Origin of the sequence: Humibacter sp. RRB41 (assembly GCF_022761015.1) — a bacterium.
In the GTDB taxonomy this organism is placed as follows: domain Bacteria; phylum Actinomycetota; class Actinomycetes; order Actinomycetales; family Microbacteriaceae; genus Humibacter.
On record NZ_JAKWJQ010000002.1, the window covers coordinates 219897 to 237095 of the forward strand.

Below are 17199 nucleotides of genomic sequence, written 5' to 3' on the forward strand. Positions count from 1 at the left end.
CGGGGGTGACTGATGGGCTGGAAGAATCCGGCGATCCCGTGGTCGGAACTGGAACGCACCCTCTCGGGCCGCAGGCCGCCTGAGGGCAGCCTCGCCGCGCTGGACTCCCCCGCGCGCAGTGTCAAACGGCGCGTCTACCGCAGCGAGCCGGTCGTGCCAGTCGATGGCGCGTATGTGCCGTACGCCGAGCTGCACGCGCACTCGGACTTCAGCTTTCTCGACGGCGCCAGCGATCCGGAGCGACTCATCGAACAGGCGGCAAGACTGCGCCTGACGGCTCTTGCACTCACCGATCACGACGGGCTGTACGGCATCGTGCGTCTCGCCGAGGCGGCAGAGACGCACACGAGCGTGAAGACGGTGTTCGGCGCGGAGTTGTCGCTCGGGCTGGGGGGTCCGCAGAACGGCGAGGCCGACCCGGAGGGCACCCACCTCCTCGTGCTCGCACGTGGCGGGGAGGGCTATCACCGACTTGCCGGCGCCATCACGGACGCCCAGCTGCACCCCGAGGCAGAGAAGGGCAGGCCGGTCTACGACCTGAACCGTCTGGCGGATCAGGCGGGAGGCCACTGGACCGTGCTCACCGGATGCCGCAAGGGCTCCGTGCGGCAGGCCATCGCCCGCGGCTCAGCCGACGGCTCCGAGCCGGACGTGGGTGCGGCATCCCGCGCTCTCGACGACCTCGTCGGACTGTTCGGGGCCGACCATGTCGTCGTCGAGCTGTTCGACACCGGAGCCCCGCTGGACTCCGTGCACAACGATGCGCTCTACGCGCTGGCACAGCGCAAGGGGCTGGCATCCGTCGCCACCGGCCTCGTGCACTATGCGACGAAGGCGGAGCGACCGCTGGCCACGGCGATGGCCGCCGTGCGCGCCAGACGGAGTCTGGACGAACTGGACGGCTGGCTCCCTTCAGCCGCGACCTCGCGACTGCGTTCCGGTGCGGAGATGGCCAGACGGTTCTCGCGCTACCCCGGCGTGATCGAACGCACCGTCGAGATCGCCGAGAGTCACGCCTTCTCGCTGCGTTCCGCCAGGCCGAAGCTGCCGAAACAGGAGGTACCGGAGGGCCGCACGCCGATGAGCCATCTGCGCGCGCTCGTGGCGCAGGGGGTCGCCGAGCGGTATCCGGCCGACTATCCGCACGCGAGTGCCGAGGAGGTCGTCGCACGCATGGAGAAGGAGCTGAAGGTGATCCAGGAGAAGGATTTCCCCGGCTACTTCCTCATCGTGCACGACATCGTGCAGTTCGCCCGAAACGAGGGCATCCTGTGCCAGGGTCGCGGCTCGGCCGCGAACTCGGCGGTCTGCTACGCGCTCGGCATCACGGCGGTGGACTCGATCCGCTACAACCTCCCGTTCGAGCGGTTCCTTTCCAGCATGCGGCCGGAGGAGCCGGATATCGACGTGGACTTCGATGCGCGCCGACGCGAGGAGGTCATCCAGCACGTGTTCAAGAAGTACGGCAGGCGCAACGCCGCCCAGGTGGCCAACGTGATCAGCTACCGGCCGAAGAACGCCGTGCGCGACATGGCGAAGGCGCTCGGCCACTCCACAGGGCAGCAGGATGCCTGGTCGAAGCAGGTAGAGCGGTACGGACCGGACGTGTTCACCGGCGATCACGACATTCCGGATGCCGTCGTCGCGCTCTCCGAGCAGCTGTTGCGCGCTCCGCGGCATCTTGGCATCCACTCCGGTGGCATGGTGCTCACCGACCGCCCGATCGGCGAGGTGTGCGCCATCGAGCACGCCCGCATGGAGAACCGCACGGTGCTGCAGTGGGACAAGGGCGACTGCGAGTGGATGGGCCTGGTCAAGTTCGACCTTCTCGGCCTCGGCATGCTCGCCGCCGTGCAGTACATGTTCGACATGATCGAGGCGCACCTCGGCGAGAGGTGGACGCTCGCCACGATCCCCGGCGAGGAGCCTGCGGTCTACGACATGCTGTGCAGGGCGGATGCCATCGGCGTGTTCCAGGTGGAAAGCCGTGCGCAACTGGGCACGCTCCCCCGGCTCCTGCCGCGCGAGTTCTACGATCTCGTCATCGAGGTGGCGCTGATCCGTCCGGGGCCGATCCAAGGCGGTGCTGTGCATCCGTACATCCGGCGACGTGCTCGCAAGGAGGATGTGACGTACGCGCATCCCGATCTGAAGCCGGTGCTCGAACGCACTCTGGGCATCCCGCTTTTCCAAGAGCAGGTGATGCAGATGGCGATGGCGATCGGAGACTGCACCGGCGAGGACGCCGACCTGCTGCGGCGGGCGATGGGCTCCAAGCGCGGCATCGAGAAGATCGGCACACTGCGCGACAAGGTGTTCGCCGGCATGGCGAAGCGCCGGCTCGACGACACGGCGGCGGCCGGCATCTGGGCCCAGATCGAGGCGTTCGCCGACTTCGGCTTCGCCGAGAGCCATGCGCTCAGCTTCGCCCTCATCGTCTACGCCAGCTCCTGGCTGAAACTGCACTACCCTGCCGCGTTCCTCGCCGCGCTCATCAAGGCGCAGCCGATGGGGTTCTACTCGCCGCAGACTCTCACGGCGGATGCCGTGCGGCACGGCGTGACGGTGCGTCACGTCGACATCCAGCGATCCGGTGTGCACCCCGATCTGGAACCTGTCGACGAGCGGCTGGGCGGCGAACAGCGACACCTCGGCGAACAGCGGCTCATCGACGACCACCCGGCCTCTCCCACCGGCATGGATTCCTGTGTCGACCAGAAGCAGCCGCCCATCCCGAAGGATTTCCACCGAGACGCACCGGATGTCTCGCACGAGCACCGCAGAGACAGCGCTCTCGCCGTGCGCCTCGGCCTCGCCGGGGTGAACACGATCGGCGAGAAGCACGCGCAGCGCATCGTGGGCGAGCGCGAGGCATCCGGTCCCTACGCCGGCATGGACGACCTCGCGCGCCGGGTAGGGCTGACGGCCCCACAGCTGGAGGCGCTGTCGGCCGCCGGCGCGTTCGAGTCGCTCGGCATGACGCGCAGGCAGTCCCTCTGGGCGGCAGGTCCGGCATCCAGAGAACGACGCGACTACCTGCCGTCGTCTGCTGTGTTCGTGCAGCCTCCTCTGCTGCCGATGCTGACCGAGTCGGAGCAGACCGTGTACGACCTGTGGGCGACCGGCATCTCGCCGGGCGATCACCCGATGCGACACGTGCGAGAGAGGATGGCGGGGCGCGGCATCCGCTCGATCGACGAGCTGCTGCGGGTGGAGACCGGCACCAGGGTGCACGTCGCCGGGGTCGTGACCCATCGCCAGAGGCCGGCGACAGCAAGCGGCATCACCTTCATGAACATCGAGGACGAGACGGGAATGCTCAACGTGATCTGCAGCGTCGGGGTGTGGGGTCGCTACCGCAGGATCGCCAGGGATGCGCCGGCCGTGGTGGTGAGAGGCATTCTGGAGCGCTCGGAGGAGGGCATCGTCAACATCGTCGCCGACCAATTCGAGACCCTGCCGTTGAAGGCACGAACGACGTCGCGCAACTTCCAGTGACAGCAGAGAAAGTCAGCTGCGAACGCGACGGGCGATCAGCGGCAGCGCGATCCAGAGAGACACGATCACGAGCGCCGTGACCCCACCGGCCACGAACCCTGCACCGCGCGACACCACGACATCGAAGATGAAGAGCACGACCCCCACAACGAGCAGGCCGACGGTTGCGAGGGTGATGCGCAGCACGACGTTGCCGATGGCCACCAATTCCCTCTTCACCTGCCGACGGAACAGCCAGCGATGCAGCGTCACCGGCGTCAGGTTGAGGGCCGTCGCCGCCGCCGCGAGGCAGACCAGGATCAGATAGATCACCGCCGAGAACTCGTCGAGCGCCGTGAATCTCGGCTGGAATGCCAACGCGAGGAGGAAGCCGGTGATGATCTGCGTGCCGGTCTGGGTGACGCGGAGCTCCTGGAGGATGTCGGCCCAATTGCGATCCGACCGCTGCACGATCGTCTCCGTGCGGCCGTCGCCAGGGATGTCGCCGGTGATGTCGCCGATCTCGCTCTGATCCACGCTGCGATGCTAAGGCATGCCTAGCGGGTTCGGCCCTCGCCGAGGAGCTGTCGCCAGCCGTCGCCCTGCGCGTTCTCGAAGATGAGGCTCGTCTCGGTGTGCGAGACGGCAGGGTTGCCGGTCAGGTGATCCAGCACGAAGTCCCGCAACTCCCCCGCGTCCCTGGCGGCGACGTGCAGCAGGTAGTCGTCGGCCCCCGCCGTGTGGAACAGGGCGATCACCCCCGGCAAGTGCGGCGCGACCGCCCTGAAGGCATCGATCTGGGAACGTGAGTGCTTCGCCAGGCGCACCGCGATCATCGCCTGCAGCGGGATGCCCGCAGCCACCAGGTCGACCTCGAGCCGGTATCCGGAGATGATGCCCCTGCGCTGCAGGTTCTTCAGCCGCAGCGAGACGGTGGACTCGGCGACTCCCACCTCGGCGGCGAGGGCGGCGCCGGTGGTGCGTGCATTCTTCGACAGGGCGAGCACGAGTGCACGGTCGATGTCATCGAGTTCGGAAACCTTCGAATCGGGCATGCCTGCGACCTTGCATTGTGAAGAGTGTGCGCCGAACGGCGCCGATATCGAAGCATATGCGGCAGATCTGTCGAACGGAAGCGATGTCTGCTGTCATGGACGGCATGACAGAGTCGTCGTTCGATCCGTTCGCGCCAGCAGGCATCCATTTCGAGACCCGTGCCGTGCATGCGGGAATGGAGGGCCTCGCGGAGTCGGGATCGCACGTGCCGCCGATCGATCTCTCCACCACCAACCCGCTGGCGAGCGTGGAGTCGGGCGGCGACTCGTACGAGAATCTCGCGACCGGCGGCATCCTTCAGGCCGGCGAGTCCCCCGTCTACCAACGGCTCTGGCAGCCGGGGGTCGCACGTTTCGAGCGCGCCCTCGCAGACCTGGAGGGAACGGAGGAGTCGGTGGCGTTCGCCACAGGGATGGCCGCTCTCACCGCGTGCCTGATGGCCGCCGTGGCCGCGGGAACGCCGCACATCGTGGCGGTGCGTCCGCTGTACGGCGGAACTGACCACGTGCTCGCGACCGGCCTTCTCGGCACGCGCGTGACGTGGGCCGAACCCGATCGCATCGCGGATGCCCTCTGTGCCGACACCGGGCTCGTCGTGCTGGAGACTCCTGCGAACCCGACACTCGAACTCGTGGACATCGCCTCCGTCGTGCGTCAGGCCGGCTCGGTTCCGGTGCTCGTCGACAATACGTTCGCCACCCCCGTGCTGCAACGGCCGGCTGAGTACGGCGCACGACTCGTGCTGCACAGCGCGACCAAGTTCCTCGGCGGGCACGGCGACGTGATGGGCGGGGTGGTCGCCACCGACGACGAGTGGGCACGTCGGCTGCGAGGGCTGCGTGCACTCACCGGTGCCCTGCTGCATCCGTTCGCCGCGTACCTGCTTCATCGAGGGCTGCGCACCCTGCCGGTGAGGGTGCGAGCGCAGCAGGAGACGGCCGGCGAGCTCGCGGTTCGCTTGCAGTCGCATCCCGCCGTGCATCGTGTTCTCTACCCTGGGCTTCCGGGACAGGATCCACTGGGACTGCTCGGGCGACAGTTCGATGGGCCGGGATCGTTGATCTCGCTCGACCTCGGCGCCTTCGACGCGGCCGTACGCTTCACGGAATCGTGCAAGCTGGTGACGCACGCGGTCTCGCTCGGCGGCGTCGACTCGCTGGTGCAGCATCCCGCCTCGCTGACTCACCGTCCGGTCGCATCGGACGCGAAGCCGCACGCGGGTGTGGTTCGGCTGTCGATCGGTCTCGAGCACGTCGACGATCTGACCGCCGACCTGATGACGGCGCTCGACAGTACGCTCCGCATCCCCGCCGCGGCGTCGCGAGTGCCGGTGTGAAGTGGCTGTCAACCCCTTGTCGCTGCGCGCCGTCGTCCGTAACGTCGCTGCCCTGACATCAACCCTTGAGGAGGACCTATGGGTGACGACGACAAGATCCAGAACAAGAAGGACGAGCTGTGGGGAAAGGGCAAGGAGGCGGTCGGAAAGGCGACCGGCGACGAAGGGCTCGAGAACCAGGGCAAGCTCGATCAGACCAAGGCGAATCTCAAGCAGGCCGGCGAAAAGGTGAAGGACGCCTTCACGCACAAAGACTGACCTGAGGGATGCGAAGGGGACCGCTTGTCGAGCGGTCCCCTTCGTCGCGTCCACGCCTTGCAGAGCTCACTTCGGGTGCTCTAGTGGTGTCCCAGTCTCTTGCGCAGCAGATCGATGCGAGCCTGGAGCTGCGTCACGCTCGCCTGGGCCACCGCCGGACCGCCGCACAACCGGCGAAGTTCGGCGTGCACCAGACCGTGCGGCTCCCCCGCGTTCTTCGCATACAGTCCGACGAGGCTGTTCAGCAGGCTGCGCTGCTCCTTGAGCGTTCGATAGACAGGCAGCGGAGCCGCCGAACTGCTCGAGTCGCTCTCGGGTGACGGAGCAGGACGGGATGCCGCTCGCTTCGACTGCCTCGCCTGTCTGGTTCGCAGAAGATCGTGCACCTGCTCGGGTTCCAGCAGGCCGGGGAGTCCGATGAAGTCCCATTCCTCGTCGCTGCCGGGCTCCGCGTACCCGCCGAACTCGGCGCCGTCGTAGAGCACTCTGTCGAACGCCGCGTGCGAGTCCAACGCTTCGAACGCGAACTCCTGCTGCAGCGCGTCGGATGCCTTATCGCTGCGCTCCGCGGCCTGGGCCATCGCATCCTCTGGATTCCAGAGGTCCCCGTCGTCGTCCTTCGACACCCGGTCGAGTGCGTGGTCGCGTTCGAGCTCCAATGCTCTGGCCAATGCCATCAGCACGGGAACATCGGGCAGGAAGACGGATGCCGTCTCACCGCGGCGTCTGGCCCGCACGAATCGCCCGATCGCCTGGGCGAAGTACAGGGGTGTCGCCGCACTCGTCGCGTAGACGCCGACGGCGAGGCGTGGAACGTCCACGCCCTCCGAGACCATACGCACGGCGACCATCCAGCGCGAGGCGGCCCGGGAGAACTCGTCGATGCGCTCGCTGGACTCCTTCTCGTCCGAAAGCACGACCGTGACGCGCTCGCCGCAGATCTCCTCGAGGATGGTGGCGTAGGCACGGGCCGCGACCTGGTCGGTCGCGATGACGAGGCCACCGGCATCCGGAACCGCCTGACGCACCTCGCTCAGCCTGCGGTCGGCGGCGCGCAGCACCTGCGGCACCCACTCGCCCTTCGGGTCCAAGGCGGTACGCCACGCCTGCGACGTGATGTCCTTGGTGTTGCCCTCGCCGAGCCTGGCCTCCATCTGATCGCCGGTCTTCGTGCGCCAGCGCATGTGTCCCGCGTAGACCATGAACAGCACGGGGCGCACGACCCCGTCGGCCAGCGCGCGACCGTACCCGTAGTTGTAGTCCGTTCGCGACGTGCGGATGCCGTCCTCGTTCTGCAGATACGACACGAAGGGAATGGGCGATGTGTCGCTGCGGAACGGCGTGCCCGTGAGCGAGAGACGCCTGGTCGCATGCTCGAACGACTCGCGGATGGCGTCGCCCCAGCTGAGAGCATCACCGCCGTGATGCACCTCGTCGAGGATGACGAGGGTGCGCCGGTCGAGTGTGATGTCGCGGTGCAGCGCCGCGTTCACCGCAACCTGCGCATACGTGACCGCCACCCCGCGGTAGTGCGAGCCGTACCGTCCGTTCGCGTTCTTGAAGTTCGGGTCGAGTGGGATGCCCACCCTGGCCGCAGCCTCTGCCCACTGCCTCTTGAGGTGCTCGGTCGGCGCCACGACGGTGACACGCTCGACCGTGCGTCGTTTCAGCAGTTCGACGGCAAGCCGCAGGGCGAACGTGGTCTTTCCGGCACCAGGCGTCGCTGCGGCGAGGAAGTCGCGCGGCTCATGGCGGAAGTACTCCTCGAGTGCCTCCTCCTGCCAGGCGCGCAGCTTGCTGGCTGTGCCCCATGGAGCACGAGCCGGGAACGACGGCGAGAGATGCTCGATCGCCCAGGTGCCGACGCTCTGCCCCTCGGCCGGGAACTCTTCTGGCGATCCGATCGGAGCGGATGCAGGGGTCGAGGTGCTCACTTGACTCCACGCTACCGAAAGCCGCCGACGCTCGTGCACACCGTCGCTCGAACGCGTGGGTCCGGGTGGAGAGCAGAATGGAAGGCATGACGGAGCCGCTGCATCCCTTCCATCGGTACGTCGCTCTCGGCGACTCGTTCACCGAAGGCATCGGCGACCCCGATCCGAACGCTCCGGCCGGGCACCGTGGCTGGGCCGACCGCGTCGCCGAAGTGCTCGCCCGCGGCATCGACGACTTCGCCTACGCGAATCTTGCTGTACGAGGCAAGCTGATCCGCCAGATCGCCGACGACCAGGTCGACGCGGCGATCGCCCTTGACCCGGATCTCATCACGATCTCGGCGGGCGGAAACGATGTGATCCGTCCGGGCACCGACCCCGACGAGATCGGTGGGCTGCTCGACGAGATCATCACCCGCCTGTCCGTCACAGGAGCAACCATCGTCGTCTTCACCGGCGTCGACGTCGGCTTCTCGCCCGTGTTCAAGGCGATTCGCGGCAAGGTCGCCATCTACAACGAGAACGTGCGCAAGGTCGCAGAGAAGCACGGATGTCTCGTCGCCGACCAGTGGGCCCTGGTCGCTCTGCAGGACCAGCGAGTCTGGTCAGCCGACCGCCTGCATCTCAACCCGCTCGGCCACCACACCGTCGCGCGCATGGTGCTCGAGACCCTCGGTGTGCCGAACGATCTGCAGCCCATGGAACCGGAGCCTCTGCCTGAGCGCTCCTGGCGGCAGGCCCGCGCCGAAGACCTGTCGTGGGCGAGAGAGTACTTCGTGCCGTGGATCGTGCGCCGCATCAAAGGCGTCTCCAGCGGCGACAACCTGCTGCCAAAGCGACCCGAACCGGCCCCGGTGACGACGCCAGGAGACGAGACGACGGCGATGTGACCCCCGCTGCGCTGGGCTGTCAAAACACGAGCAGCAACGGGTGGGTGAGCCGCCAGCCGAGACCTGGATCGGTCACCGCCTTCGAGACGGTCAAGGTTCTGGTGACGGTCTGTCCAGCGCCGGTGTAGGTGACGGTTCCGACGTCGTCGCCGGGCTTCGCCACCTGAACGGGCGATGAGCGCACCGTGACCTTGATCGGGGCGTTCGAGAAGACGAAGATGCTTCCGGTCTTCTCGCTCTTCAGCTTCGCCGATTCGCCCCACACGCTGCGGTACGTGCCGTAGTCCGTCGACGTCGTGCCGACCTTCACCTCGTGGAAGCCGGCCTCGACACTCGTCAGCAGTTTCGGCACGTCCTGCCACAGGTCGGAGTAGTCCGGTGCCCCTGTCACCACCCCGACGAGCTGGAGCTTGTGACCCTGCACCGTGACCGACGCGGCGAACAGCAGGCAATGCCCCGCCTGATCGGTCCAGCCGGTCTTGATGCCGACGACACCGTCCTTGCCGAGCAGCTCATTGCCGTTGTTCACGGTCCCCGCTCCCGGCAGAGTGGCCGACGGCGTGTCCACGATGCTCGCCAGCACGGGATTCGCGATGAGCAGCTTGCCGATGCCCACCAGATCAGCCGGAGTGCTCACACTTCCCGGGTCGAGGCCGGCCGGATCGGTCACGTGCGTTCCCTTGAATCCGTGTGCAGACAACCACGAGTTCGCGGCGGTCAGGAAGGCTGCGACAGACCCGAATCCCCAGATCGCCAGCGAGATGGCGTAGTTGTTCGCGCTCGGCAGCAGCATCGCGGTGAGAGCCTGCTTCTCGGTGAGCTGCTCCCCCGCCTGCACGGGCGCCCACGAGCCGTCCTCGTCCCAGACCTGCTGCAGAATGTCGACATCCGCTTGCGTGAACGTGATCGTCGGCCCGCTGCTTCCCGAAGCGATCGGATGCTTGTCCAGCAGCACCAGCGCCGTGATCGTCTTCGTCATGCTCGCGATCGGTGCGCTCTGCGTGCTCCCGTTCTGCACGAGCAGCCCGTCTTGCCCCACGAGCCCCACGGCGGCGCTTCCACCCCAGGAAGGGAACGTCGGCTGCACCGCGGCAGGCGTGATCGTGCTCGACCCGGATGCCGCCTCGGCCGAAGCGGGCAACGGTGCGATCGCCGCTAGCGCGACATACGCCGCCAGAGCCATCGCGAGACCGAGGGCACCGAACACCACGATGCGGCGGCGACGGAATCGGCCGCGCCGGCTGCGGGTGGTTTCAGACGCGTGCGACACGGCTGACATGGTACGGGTCACTTCTATGGGGGCCTCTCAGGACTCTCCGCGCACGCGCAGTGCATACAACGCGACGGCGGCGGCGGATGCCACGTTCAGCGAGTCCACCCCGTGCGCCATCGGAATGGTCACCACGGTGTCGGCGACTGCCAGCGCGCGCCTGCTGAGGCCATCGCCCTCCGCCCCCATCACCATCGCCAGCCGCTCGGGAGGATCTGCGGCGTAGTCGTCGAGGGACACCGCGTTGTCGGCGAGGGCGAGCGCCGCGAGTCGGAAACCGGCATCGTGCAGGCGGGGCGCGGCATCCGACCACTCTCCGATGCGCGTCCACGGCACCTGCAGAACGGTGCCCATGCTGACCCGAACGCTGCGCCGATACAGCGGGTCGGCGCAGCGCGGCGTGACGAGCACGGCATCGGCACCGAGCCCTGCGACGGCGCGGAAGGCGGCACCGACGTTCGTGTGGTCGACGATGTCCTCCAGCACGACAACCCGGCGCGCACCCTCGAGTACTTTCTCGAGCGGCGGAAGGGCGGGGCGGTGCATCGCAGCCATCGCGCCGCGGTGCAGGTGGAAGCCGGTGAGTGACTCGAGCGCCTCCTCACGACCGACGTACACCGGGACATCCGGAAAATCGACGAGCAGCGGCTCGATGCCGCTCAGCCAACGCTCCTGCACCAGCACCGAGCGAGGCACGTGCCCAGCTGCGATGGCACGAGAGATCACCTTGGTCGACTCTGCCAGGTACAGACCGCCTGCGGGCTCCAGCGCTCGCCGCAGCGCGACATCCGTGAGGCCGGCGTAATCGGCCAGTTCGGGCACGTCCACCGATTCGATGGGGATGATGCGCATCGCGTGACTTCCAGATACGGGAAACAATTCGGAAAACTGCGCTGTTTACACTTACCGGAAGATGAGGGGGTGCGCGTGAGCACAGTTGTGACCGCGGACGCGACGATCGAATCCGCCATCGACATCCTCGCAGACCGTTCGGTCGCCGTGCTCACAGGTGCAGGCATCTCCACCGATTCGGGCATTCCGGACTACCGCGGAGAGGGCGCCCCTCGCCGCACGCCGATGTCGTTCTCCCAGTTCCTCGGCGATGAGCGCTCGCGTAAGCGCTATTGGGCCGGCAGCCACCTCGGGTACGCCCGCTTCCGCGCTGCTGAGCCGAACGAAGGCCATTTCGCGCTGGCACGCATGGAACTCGCCGGGGTGATTCCGGGTGTCATCACGCAGAACGTCGACGGACTGCACACGCGTGCCGGGTCTCGACGCGTCGTGCCGCTGCACGGCACCATGGACCGCGTCGTCTGCCTGAACTGCGGTCAGATGTTCGCACGCGAAGACATCGCGGCGCAGATCGACGTGCTCAACCCGTGGCTGACGCTGCCGGATGCCGTGACCATCGCTCCGGACGGCGACGCCGACGTCAACGACGTCGACTCGTTCGTCATCCCCGTGTGCAGCATCTGCGGCGGCCCGCTCAAACCCGACGTCGTCTTCTTCGGAGAGTTCGTGCCTCCGCTGCGATTCAGGGCGGCGAAGGAGCTCATCGACGGAGCCGCTGCGCTGCTCGTCGCAGGATCGTCGCTGGCCGTGAACTCGGGCATCCGCCTGATCGAGCAGGCGCGTCGCCGCAAGATGCCCATCGTCGTGATCAACCGGGGAGAGACGAAGGGCGACACGAGGGCGACCCTGAAACTGGATGCCGGCACCACCGAGACCCTCGTCGCCCTGGCCGACGCTCTGATCGCGTGAGCGCGGGCGGCACGCGGCTCACCCTGGTGCGCCACGGCGAGACGGACTGGAACCTTCAGCGACGCATCCAGGGCTCAACGGATGTCCCCCTCAACGAGACTGGTCGCGGGCAGGCCCGATCGGCGGGAGAAGGCATCGCCGGCGTCGGGTACTCGACGATTCACTCGAGCCCGCAGGCACGCGCCCTCGAGACGGCCGGTCTCATCGCAGCCGTCGCGGGGCTCGGCGAACCGGACACCCACTACGACCTGCGGGAACGCGAGTTCGGTCCGGCGGAGGGCATGACCGATCACGAGATCGCCCTGCGTTTTCCGCACGGCATCCCAGGGCAGGAGACGCGCGACTCCGTCGTGGAGCGGGCGCTGCCCGTTCTGCTACGGCTCGCCGAACGACACGCGGGAGAGGCGATCTTGGTCGTCACTCACGGCGCCGTGATCAGCTCGATCGTCCGGCGCCTCACCGCTGGCGAACGACCGGCTCCTGGCGAAGCGGTCTTCAACCTGTCGCTGAGCCACTTCGAGGTCGCGGACGGTGTTCTGCAGTTGGAGCGCTTCAACGTGTCGGCCCAGTCGCTTGGGGGTGCCGCCCAGTGTCAGGATGCCGACGGTCTCGCCGGCGACTCGTCCCCGGCCGTCTCCCTCAGCAGTTCGAGCAAGGCGGAGGCCGACGCGCCCCAGGTGTAGCGGGACGCCGCAGTGACGCCGAGCGCCGAGCGCCTCGCCCACTCGCCCGGTCGATCCAGATCGCGCACCGCGTCCGCGAAGGACGCCGGATCGCGCGGGTCCGCGTAGACGGCTGCATCGGAGCCGATCTCGCGGAAGATCGGAATGTCGCTCACCACGACGGGGGTTCCCACCCGCATGGCTTCCACGACCGGGATTCCGAAGCCCTCGTCGAGGGACGCCGTCACGAGCGCCGTCGCGTTCAGGAGCGCGTCGAAATACTCCTCATCGCTCGCACCGTCGTGGAAGACGAGGCCGGCGCCCGGCGCAGCGGCGGTCAGGCGTTCGCGTTCGGCATCCCCCACCCTGCTCATCAGGTGCAACTCATGACCAGGCAGCAGCGCCACGGCCTTCACCAACGTCTCGACATTCTTGTACGGCATGAACGAGCCCATGTAGACCAGCGATGTCGTCGCCGGCCGGTCGCGCGGCACGATCGGCACGCCGTCCGGCACATCGGGCGCATTCGCCACCACGTGCACCGGCTTGCGGGTGAGACGGTGCTCCGCGATCAAGTCGCGGGTGGTCTGCGAGACCGCAACGACGGCATCCGACCGGTTCAGGAGCATCCGTTGCGGCCACCACGCCAGGTGGTAGAGCCGCCACAGGCCGCGCACGAACGCGGGGAGATCGCGTGGAGGCGTGCGGTTGCGGTAGTAGATGAGGTCGTGCACGGTGAGCACGAGCCGGTACCTGCGGCCCAGCGATCCCATGGTCTGCATGGGCGTGAACACGATGTCGGGTGCCAGCTTGTTCACCTGGCGCGCGACGAATGGTTCCAGCGGGCTGGTCGGCGACGACGCCATCGACCATGGCAGGGAGGGCAGCATGTCGAGCTGCGCGTGGTCGCTGATCAACATGGTGACGTCGTGCAGCTTCGCGAGCTCGGTCACAAGGGATGCCGTGTAGCGGCTGATCCCGTCGTGCCGGCCGATGCGCGTGTACCGGCAGTCGAACACGATCTTCATGCAGCGTTCCCGTCGAGGAACGCGACCACCATGGCCGCCGCGCGGTCAGGGGCCTCGTAGTGCACGAGGTGGCCGACGCCGCCGTCGACGACCCGCAGAGTCGCATCGGGGAACTGCGTCTGCAGCCGGCGCTGCGCGGTCAACGGGGTGATGTCGTCCTTGTCGGCCGCGATCAGCAGCACCGGAGTCGCGATGCGCTCCGCGTACTCCGACACGTCATGGCTCACGGATGCCCGGAACGCGTCGAGCACGACCGCCCGGCTCGTGAACGCGCTGAAGTACTCGGCGTGCTGGCCGTGGATCCACCTGCGCAGCCGCCTGTCCTTCGTCCTCGCCATCGCCTCACTCATCACCCGCACGATGACGGCGTTGCGAAGGAGCGCGAAGCCGAGTCGCTCGGGCAGCGCGGCCGCGAGCCAGTAGTAGAAGATCGCCAGCCTGGTGAAGATCGCGCGCGGACCCTTCAGCGCAGGTGCGCCGATCGGGTTGATCAGCACGACGAGGTCGGGACGCGGCTCGCCGTCGACAGGATGCCCGGCCTGATCCGCCAGCGTCGCCGACACCACGATGGACCCGAACGAGTGACCCAGCAGCACGAACCGTCCGCTCGGCCGCAGTGCGGTGAGAAGGGCTCGCAGCCAGTGCACGTAGCCGTCGATGTCGTGGACATGTCTGAGGGGCTCGGACTCGCCGAAGCCGGGGAGGTCGGGCACGACGACGCGATATTCGGTGAGGCGCGCAGCGATCGGCTCGAGCCCGTGGTGCTCGCCGCGAAAGCCGTGCACGAGCACGATCGTGGTCATGGCATCCGCGTCGCCGTACTCCCAGAACGAGGTGCGCACTCCGTCGACATCGATCGTCCGCCGACGCGCCGTGACGCGGGCGCCGGAGTGGGCGGAGGGCGCGGGTCGGGCTGACATCACGCTCAAGTGTAGGCGGCGCCGACGCCGTTCTAGACTCGATGGACGCCCCCTTCGCGGACACCGTCGTCGTCTCTGATCGCCATCATCGAAGTCCCAGGAGCACCGCCAGTGACCTTCACCGCACCGATCCAGCTGCCTGGTCTCACCCTCGATCCGCAGTGGTATCGACGTGCTGTCTTCTACGAGGTGATGGTGCGCTCGTTCGTGGACAGCAACGGGGACGGTACTGGCGACATCCAGGGCCTGGTCTCGAAGCTGGACTACCTGCAGTGGCTCGGCGTCGACGCACTGTGGCTGCCGCCGTTCTTCAGTTCGCCGCTGCGCGACGGCGGTTACGACGTGTCGGACTACCGCTCGATCATGCCGGAGTTCGGCACGCTCGACGAGTTCCAGGACCTCGTCACCAAGGCGCACGAGCGCAACATGCGCGTGGTCATCGATCTGCCGCTGAACCACACGAGCGACCAGCACGAGTGGTTCCTGGCATCCAGGAGCGACCCGGAGGGTCCGTACGGCGACTTCTACGTCTGGAACGAGACGGATGACAAGTGGCCGGACATCCGCATCATCTTCACCGACACCGAAGACTCGAACTGGGCGTTCGACTCCGAGCGCAGGGAGTTCTTCTTCCACCGGTTCTTCTCGCACCAGCCCGACCTCAACTACAACAACCCCGCCGTCCACGAGGCCGTGTTCGACGTCGTGCGGTTCTGGCTCGACATGGGTGTCGACGGTTTCCGGCTGGATGCCATCCCCTACCTCTACGAGTCCGACGAAGGCAACGGCGAAGGCGAGCCGCCGACGCACGAGTTCATCAAGCGCCTGCGCGCCATGCTCGACCACGACTACCCCGGTCGCGTCATGATCGCGGAGGCCAACCAGTGGCCGCGCGAGGTCGCCGCGTTCTTCGGCAGCGAGCAGGAGCCGGAGTGTCACATGGCGTTCGACTTCCCCGTGATGCCCCGCATCTTCTACTCGCTGCGGTCGCAGCGCGCGGACGAGCTGGTGCGCGTGCTGTCGGAGACCACAGACATCCCCGACGGCGCCGGCTGGGGAGTGTTCCTGCGCAACCACGACGAGCTCACGCTCGAGATGGTCAGCGAGGAGTATCGGCAGGCGATGTACGGCTGGTACGCCTACGACCCGCGGATGCGTGCCAACGTGGGCATCCGCCGTCGCCTCGCCCCGCTCCTGGACAACTCACGAGCGGAACTCGAACTCGCGCACGCACTGCTCTTCGCGCTGCCCGGCACGCCGTTCCTCTACTACGGCGACGAGATCGGCATGGGCGACAACATCTGGCTGCCCGATCGCGACTCGTCACGAACCCCGATGCAGTGGACCCCCGACCGCAACGCCGGATTCTCCACCGCCGACCCCGGCAAGCTCTTCCTGCCCGTCGTGCAGTCGCTCGTCTACCACTTCAACCAGGTGAACGTCGAGGCGCAGCTCGCACAGTCCAGGTCGCTGCTGCACTGGATCAGGAACGTCATCTACGTGCGCAAGGCGCATCCGGTGTTCGGACTGGGCACCATCACCGTGCTGCCGACCGACCACTCCTCCGTGCTCGCGTTCGTACGCTCCTACTCAGGCAGCGGCACCGTGCTCGGCGAGCAGCCGGAGCACGTGCTCTGCGTGTTCTCGTTCGCGCACAACCCGGCGTCGGTCACCCTGGACGCCCCGGACTTCGCCGGCAGCGGACTGTACGACCTGTTCGGCGGCGCGCAATTTCCCACCATCGCCGACGACGGCCGCTTCACGCTGACCCTCGGCACGCAGAGTTTCTACTGGCTGCACATCGAGCAGCCGCGATAGCCGCACCGACGCGGCGCGCCGAACCGTGCCGCGTCGGTGGTCGCTCCTAACGTTGCAGCCATGAAGCGATGGCATGACGAACTCGGCGTATTCGACCTGGAGACGACGGGGGTCGACGTCGATACGTCGCGCATCGTGTCCGCTCACGTCGGCGTGCTGGATTCCGACGGCATCGTGATCGAACGCCTCGACTGGCTCGTCGACCCTGGTGTGCCGATTCCGCCCGGCGCCACAGAGGTGCACGGCATCACCACGGAGCGCGCGCGAGCCGAAGGTCGTTCAGCCGCGGCCGCCGTGCACGAGATCGTCGCGGCACTGCGGGCGCTGATCGATCGAGGCATCCCGATCGTCGCGTACAACGCGCCGTACGATTTCTCTCTGCTGGATCGGGAGGCACGCAGGCACGGCGTGGAGCCGCTGAACGATCCGGCGCCGATCGTGGACCCGCTCGTCATCGACAAGGCCGTCGACAGATATCGCAAGGGCAAGCGCACCCTCGAGATGACCGCTGGGCACTACGGTGTGGGTCTGACCGACGCGCACGACGCCGGTGCGGATGCCATCGCCGCCGGCCGTGTCGCCCAGGCCATCGCCCGAGCGTTCCCGGACGAACTCGGAGTCGAGGCGGCAGAGCTGCACACCCTGCAGGTGGGGTGGTGCCGGGAGCAGGCCGAGGACTTCCAGGCTTACATGCGCAGGGTCAGAGACCCGGAATTCGTGGCGGTCGGCGACTGGCCGCGCCGCTGACGGCATCCGTGAGCACGCAAAAGGCCCCGTCATCGACGGGGC

The 17199-nt window shown here is 67.5% G+C and carries 15 protein-coding genes; 8 read left to right on the top strand and 7 right to left on the bottom strand.

Going from position 1 to position 17199, the window contains the following annotated elements; all coding sequences use genetic code 11:
• Positions 1-12 precede the first annotated feature (12 nt).
• Positions 13-3498, top strand: coding sequence for an error-prone DNA polymerase (locus tag MJ603_RS06865; RefSeq protein WP_243062950.1), 3486 nt, complete (start codon positions 13-15; stop codon positions 3496-3498).
• Between the two features lie 12 nt (positions 3499-3510).
• On the opposite strand, the gene MJ603_RS06870 is transcribed toward MJ603_RS06865, so the two are convergent.
• Positions 3511-4014, bottom strand: coding sequence for a DUF6328 family protein (locus MJ603_RS06870; protein WP_243062951.1), 504 nt, complete (start codon positions 4012-4014; stop codon positions 3511-3513).
• Positions 4015-4034: 20 nt separating this feature from the next.
• Positions 4035-4532, bottom strand: coding sequence for an Lrp/AsnC family transcriptional regulator (locus MJ603_RS06875; protein WP_243062952.1), 498 nt, complete (start codon positions 4530-4532; stop codon positions 4035-4037).
• Between the two features lie 104 nt (positions 4533-4636).
• Between MJ603_RS06875 and MJ603_RS06880 the strand changes: the two genes are divergently transcribed.
• Positions 4637-5869: a PLP-dependent aspartate aminotransferase family protein gene (locus MJ603_RS06880; protein WP_243062953.1), complete on the top strand. Its 1233-nt coding sequence runs from the start codon at positions 4637-4639 to the stop codon at positions 5867-5869.
• Between the two features lie 78 nt (positions 5870-5947).
• Positions 5948-6127, top strand: a complete 180-nt coding sequence (locus MJ603_RS06885) for a CsbD family protein (protein ID WP_243062954.1) — start codon at positions 5948-5950, stop codon at positions 6125-6127.
• Positions 6128-6207: 80 nt separating this feature from the next.
• On the opposite strand, the gene MJ603_RS06890 is transcribed toward MJ603_RS06885, so the two are convergent.
• Positions 6208-8031, bottom strand: a complete 1824-nt coding sequence (locus MJ603_RS06890; RefSeq protein ID WP_243063298.1) for a DEAD/DEAH box helicase — start codon at positions 8029-8031, stop codon at positions 6208-6210.
• A gap of 116 nt (positions 8032-8147) precedes the next feature.
• On the opposite strand from MJ603_RS06890, the gene MJ603_RS06895 reads away from it, so the two are divergent.
• The gene (locus MJ603_RS06895) at positions 8148-8951 is read left to right on the top strand and encodes an SGNH/GDSL hydrolase family protein (protein ID WP_243062955.1); all 804 of its coding nucleotides are present in this window, start codon (positions 8148-8150) and stop codon (positions 8949-8951) included.
• A gap of 19 nt (positions 8952-8970) precedes the next feature.
• Here MJ603_RS06895 and MJ603_RS06900 read toward each other — a convergent pair whose 3' ends face one another.
• Together MJ603_RS06900 and MJ603_RS06905 are read right to left on the bottom strand one after the other, a co-directional pair.
• Positions 8971-10221 carry a D-alanyl-D-alanine carboxypeptidase family protein gene (locus tag MJ603_RS06900; protein WP_243062956.1) on the bottom strand — a complete coding sequence of 417 codons (1251 nt, stop codon included), beginning with the start codon at positions 10219-10221 and terminating at the stop codon, positions 8971-8973.
• Between the two features lie 36 nt (positions 10222-10257).
• On the bottom strand, positions 10258-11073 hold the full coding sequence (locus tag MJ603_RS06905) for an RNA methyltransferase (RefSeq protein ID WP_243062957.1): 816 nt from the start codon (positions 11071-11073) through the stop codon (positions 10258-10260).
• Positions 11074-11148: 75 nt separating this feature from the next.
• On the opposite strand from MJ603_RS06905, the gene MJ603_RS06910 reads away from it, so the two are divergent.
• On the top strand, positions 11149-11982 hold the full coding sequence (locus tag MJ603_RS06910; RefSeq protein WP_243062958.1) for a Sir2 family NAD-dependent protein deacetylase: 834 nt from the start codon (positions 11149-11151) through the stop codon (positions 11980-11982).
• Entirely contained in the window at positions 11979-12665 is a 687-nt protein-coding gene (locus MJ603_RS06915) for a histidine phosphatase family protein (RefSeq protein ID WP_243062959.1), read from the top strand. Before MJ603_RS06910 ends, MJ603_RS06915 begins: the two co-directional genes overlap by 4 nt.
• Here MJ603_RS06915 and MJ603_RS06920 read toward each other — a convergent pair.
• Positions 12575-13672: a glycosyltransferase family 1 protein gene (locus tag MJ603_RS06920; protein ID WP_243062960.1), complete on the bottom strand. Its 1098-nt coding sequence runs from the start codon at positions 13670-13672 to the stop codon at positions 12575-12577. The genes MJ603_RS06915 and MJ603_RS06920 overlap by 91 nt on opposite strands.
• Positions 13669-14592 carry an alpha/beta fold hydrolase gene (locus MJ603_RS06925; RefSeq protein WP_243062961.1) on the bottom strand — a complete coding sequence of 308 codons (924 nt, stop codon included), beginning with the start codon at positions 14590-14592 and terminating at the stop codon, positions 13669-13671. Before MJ603_RS06925 ends, MJ603_RS06920 begins: the two co-directional genes overlap by 4 nt.
• 111 nt (positions 14593-14703) lie before the next feature.
• On the opposite strand from MJ603_RS06925, the gene treS reads away from it, so the two are divergent.
• Positions 14704-16410, top strand: a complete 1707-nt coding sequence (gene treS / locus MJ603_RS06930; protein WP_243062962.1) for a maltose alpha-D-glucosyltransferase — start codon at positions 14704-14706, stop codon at positions 16408-16410.
• A gap of 60 nt (positions 16411-16470) precedes the next feature.
• Positions 16471-17157 carry an exonuclease domain-containing protein gene (locus MJ603_RS06935; RefSeq protein WP_243062963.1) on the top strand — a complete coding sequence of 229 codons (687 nt, stop codon included), beginning with the start codon at positions 16471-16473 and terminating at the stop codon, positions 17155-17157.
• Positions 17158-17199 lie beyond the last annotated feature (42 nt).

What these genes read in the sequence shown, in the direction of transcription:
- MJ603_RS06920 (WP_243062960.1), bottom strand. Translation starts at nt 13,672, where the DNA reads ATGAAGATCGTGTTCGACTGCCGGTACACGCGCATCGGCCGGCACGAC.
- MJ603_RS06865 (WP_243062950.1), top strand. Translation starts at nt 13, where the DNA reads ATGGGCTGGAAGAATCCGGCGATCCCGTGGTCGGAACTGGAACGCACC.
- MJ603_RS06935 (WP_243062963.1), top strand. Translation starts at nt 16,471, where the DNA reads ATGAAGCGATGGCATGACGAACTCGGCGTATTCGACCTGGAGACGACG.
- MJ603_RS06905 (WP_243062957.1), bottom strand. Translation starts at nt 11,073, where the DNA reads ATGCGCATCATCCCCATCGAATCGGTGGACGTGCCCGAACTGGCCGAT.
- MJ603_RS06880 (WP_243062953.1), top strand. Translation starts at nt 4,637, where the DNA reads ATGACAGAGTCGTCGTTCGATCCGTTCGCGCCAGCAGGCATCCATTTC.
- MJ603_RS06875 (WP_243062952.1), bottom strand. Translation starts at nt 4,532, where the DNA reads ATGCCCGATTCGAAGGTTTCCGAACTCGATGACATCGACCGTGCACTC.
- MJ603_RS06925 (WP_243062961.1), bottom strand. Translation starts at nt 14,592, where the DNA reads ATGTCAGCCCGACCCGCGCCCTCCGCCCACTCCGGCGCCCGCGTCACG.
- MJ603_RS06895 (WP_243062955.1), top strand. Translation starts at nt 8,148, where the DNA reads ATGACGGAGCCGCTGCATCCCTTCCATCGGTACGTCGCTCTCGGCGAC.
- MJ603_RS06885 (WP_243062954.1), top strand. Translation starts at nt 5,948, where the DNA reads ATGGGTGACGACGACAAGATCCAGAACAAGAAGGACGAGCTGTGGGGA.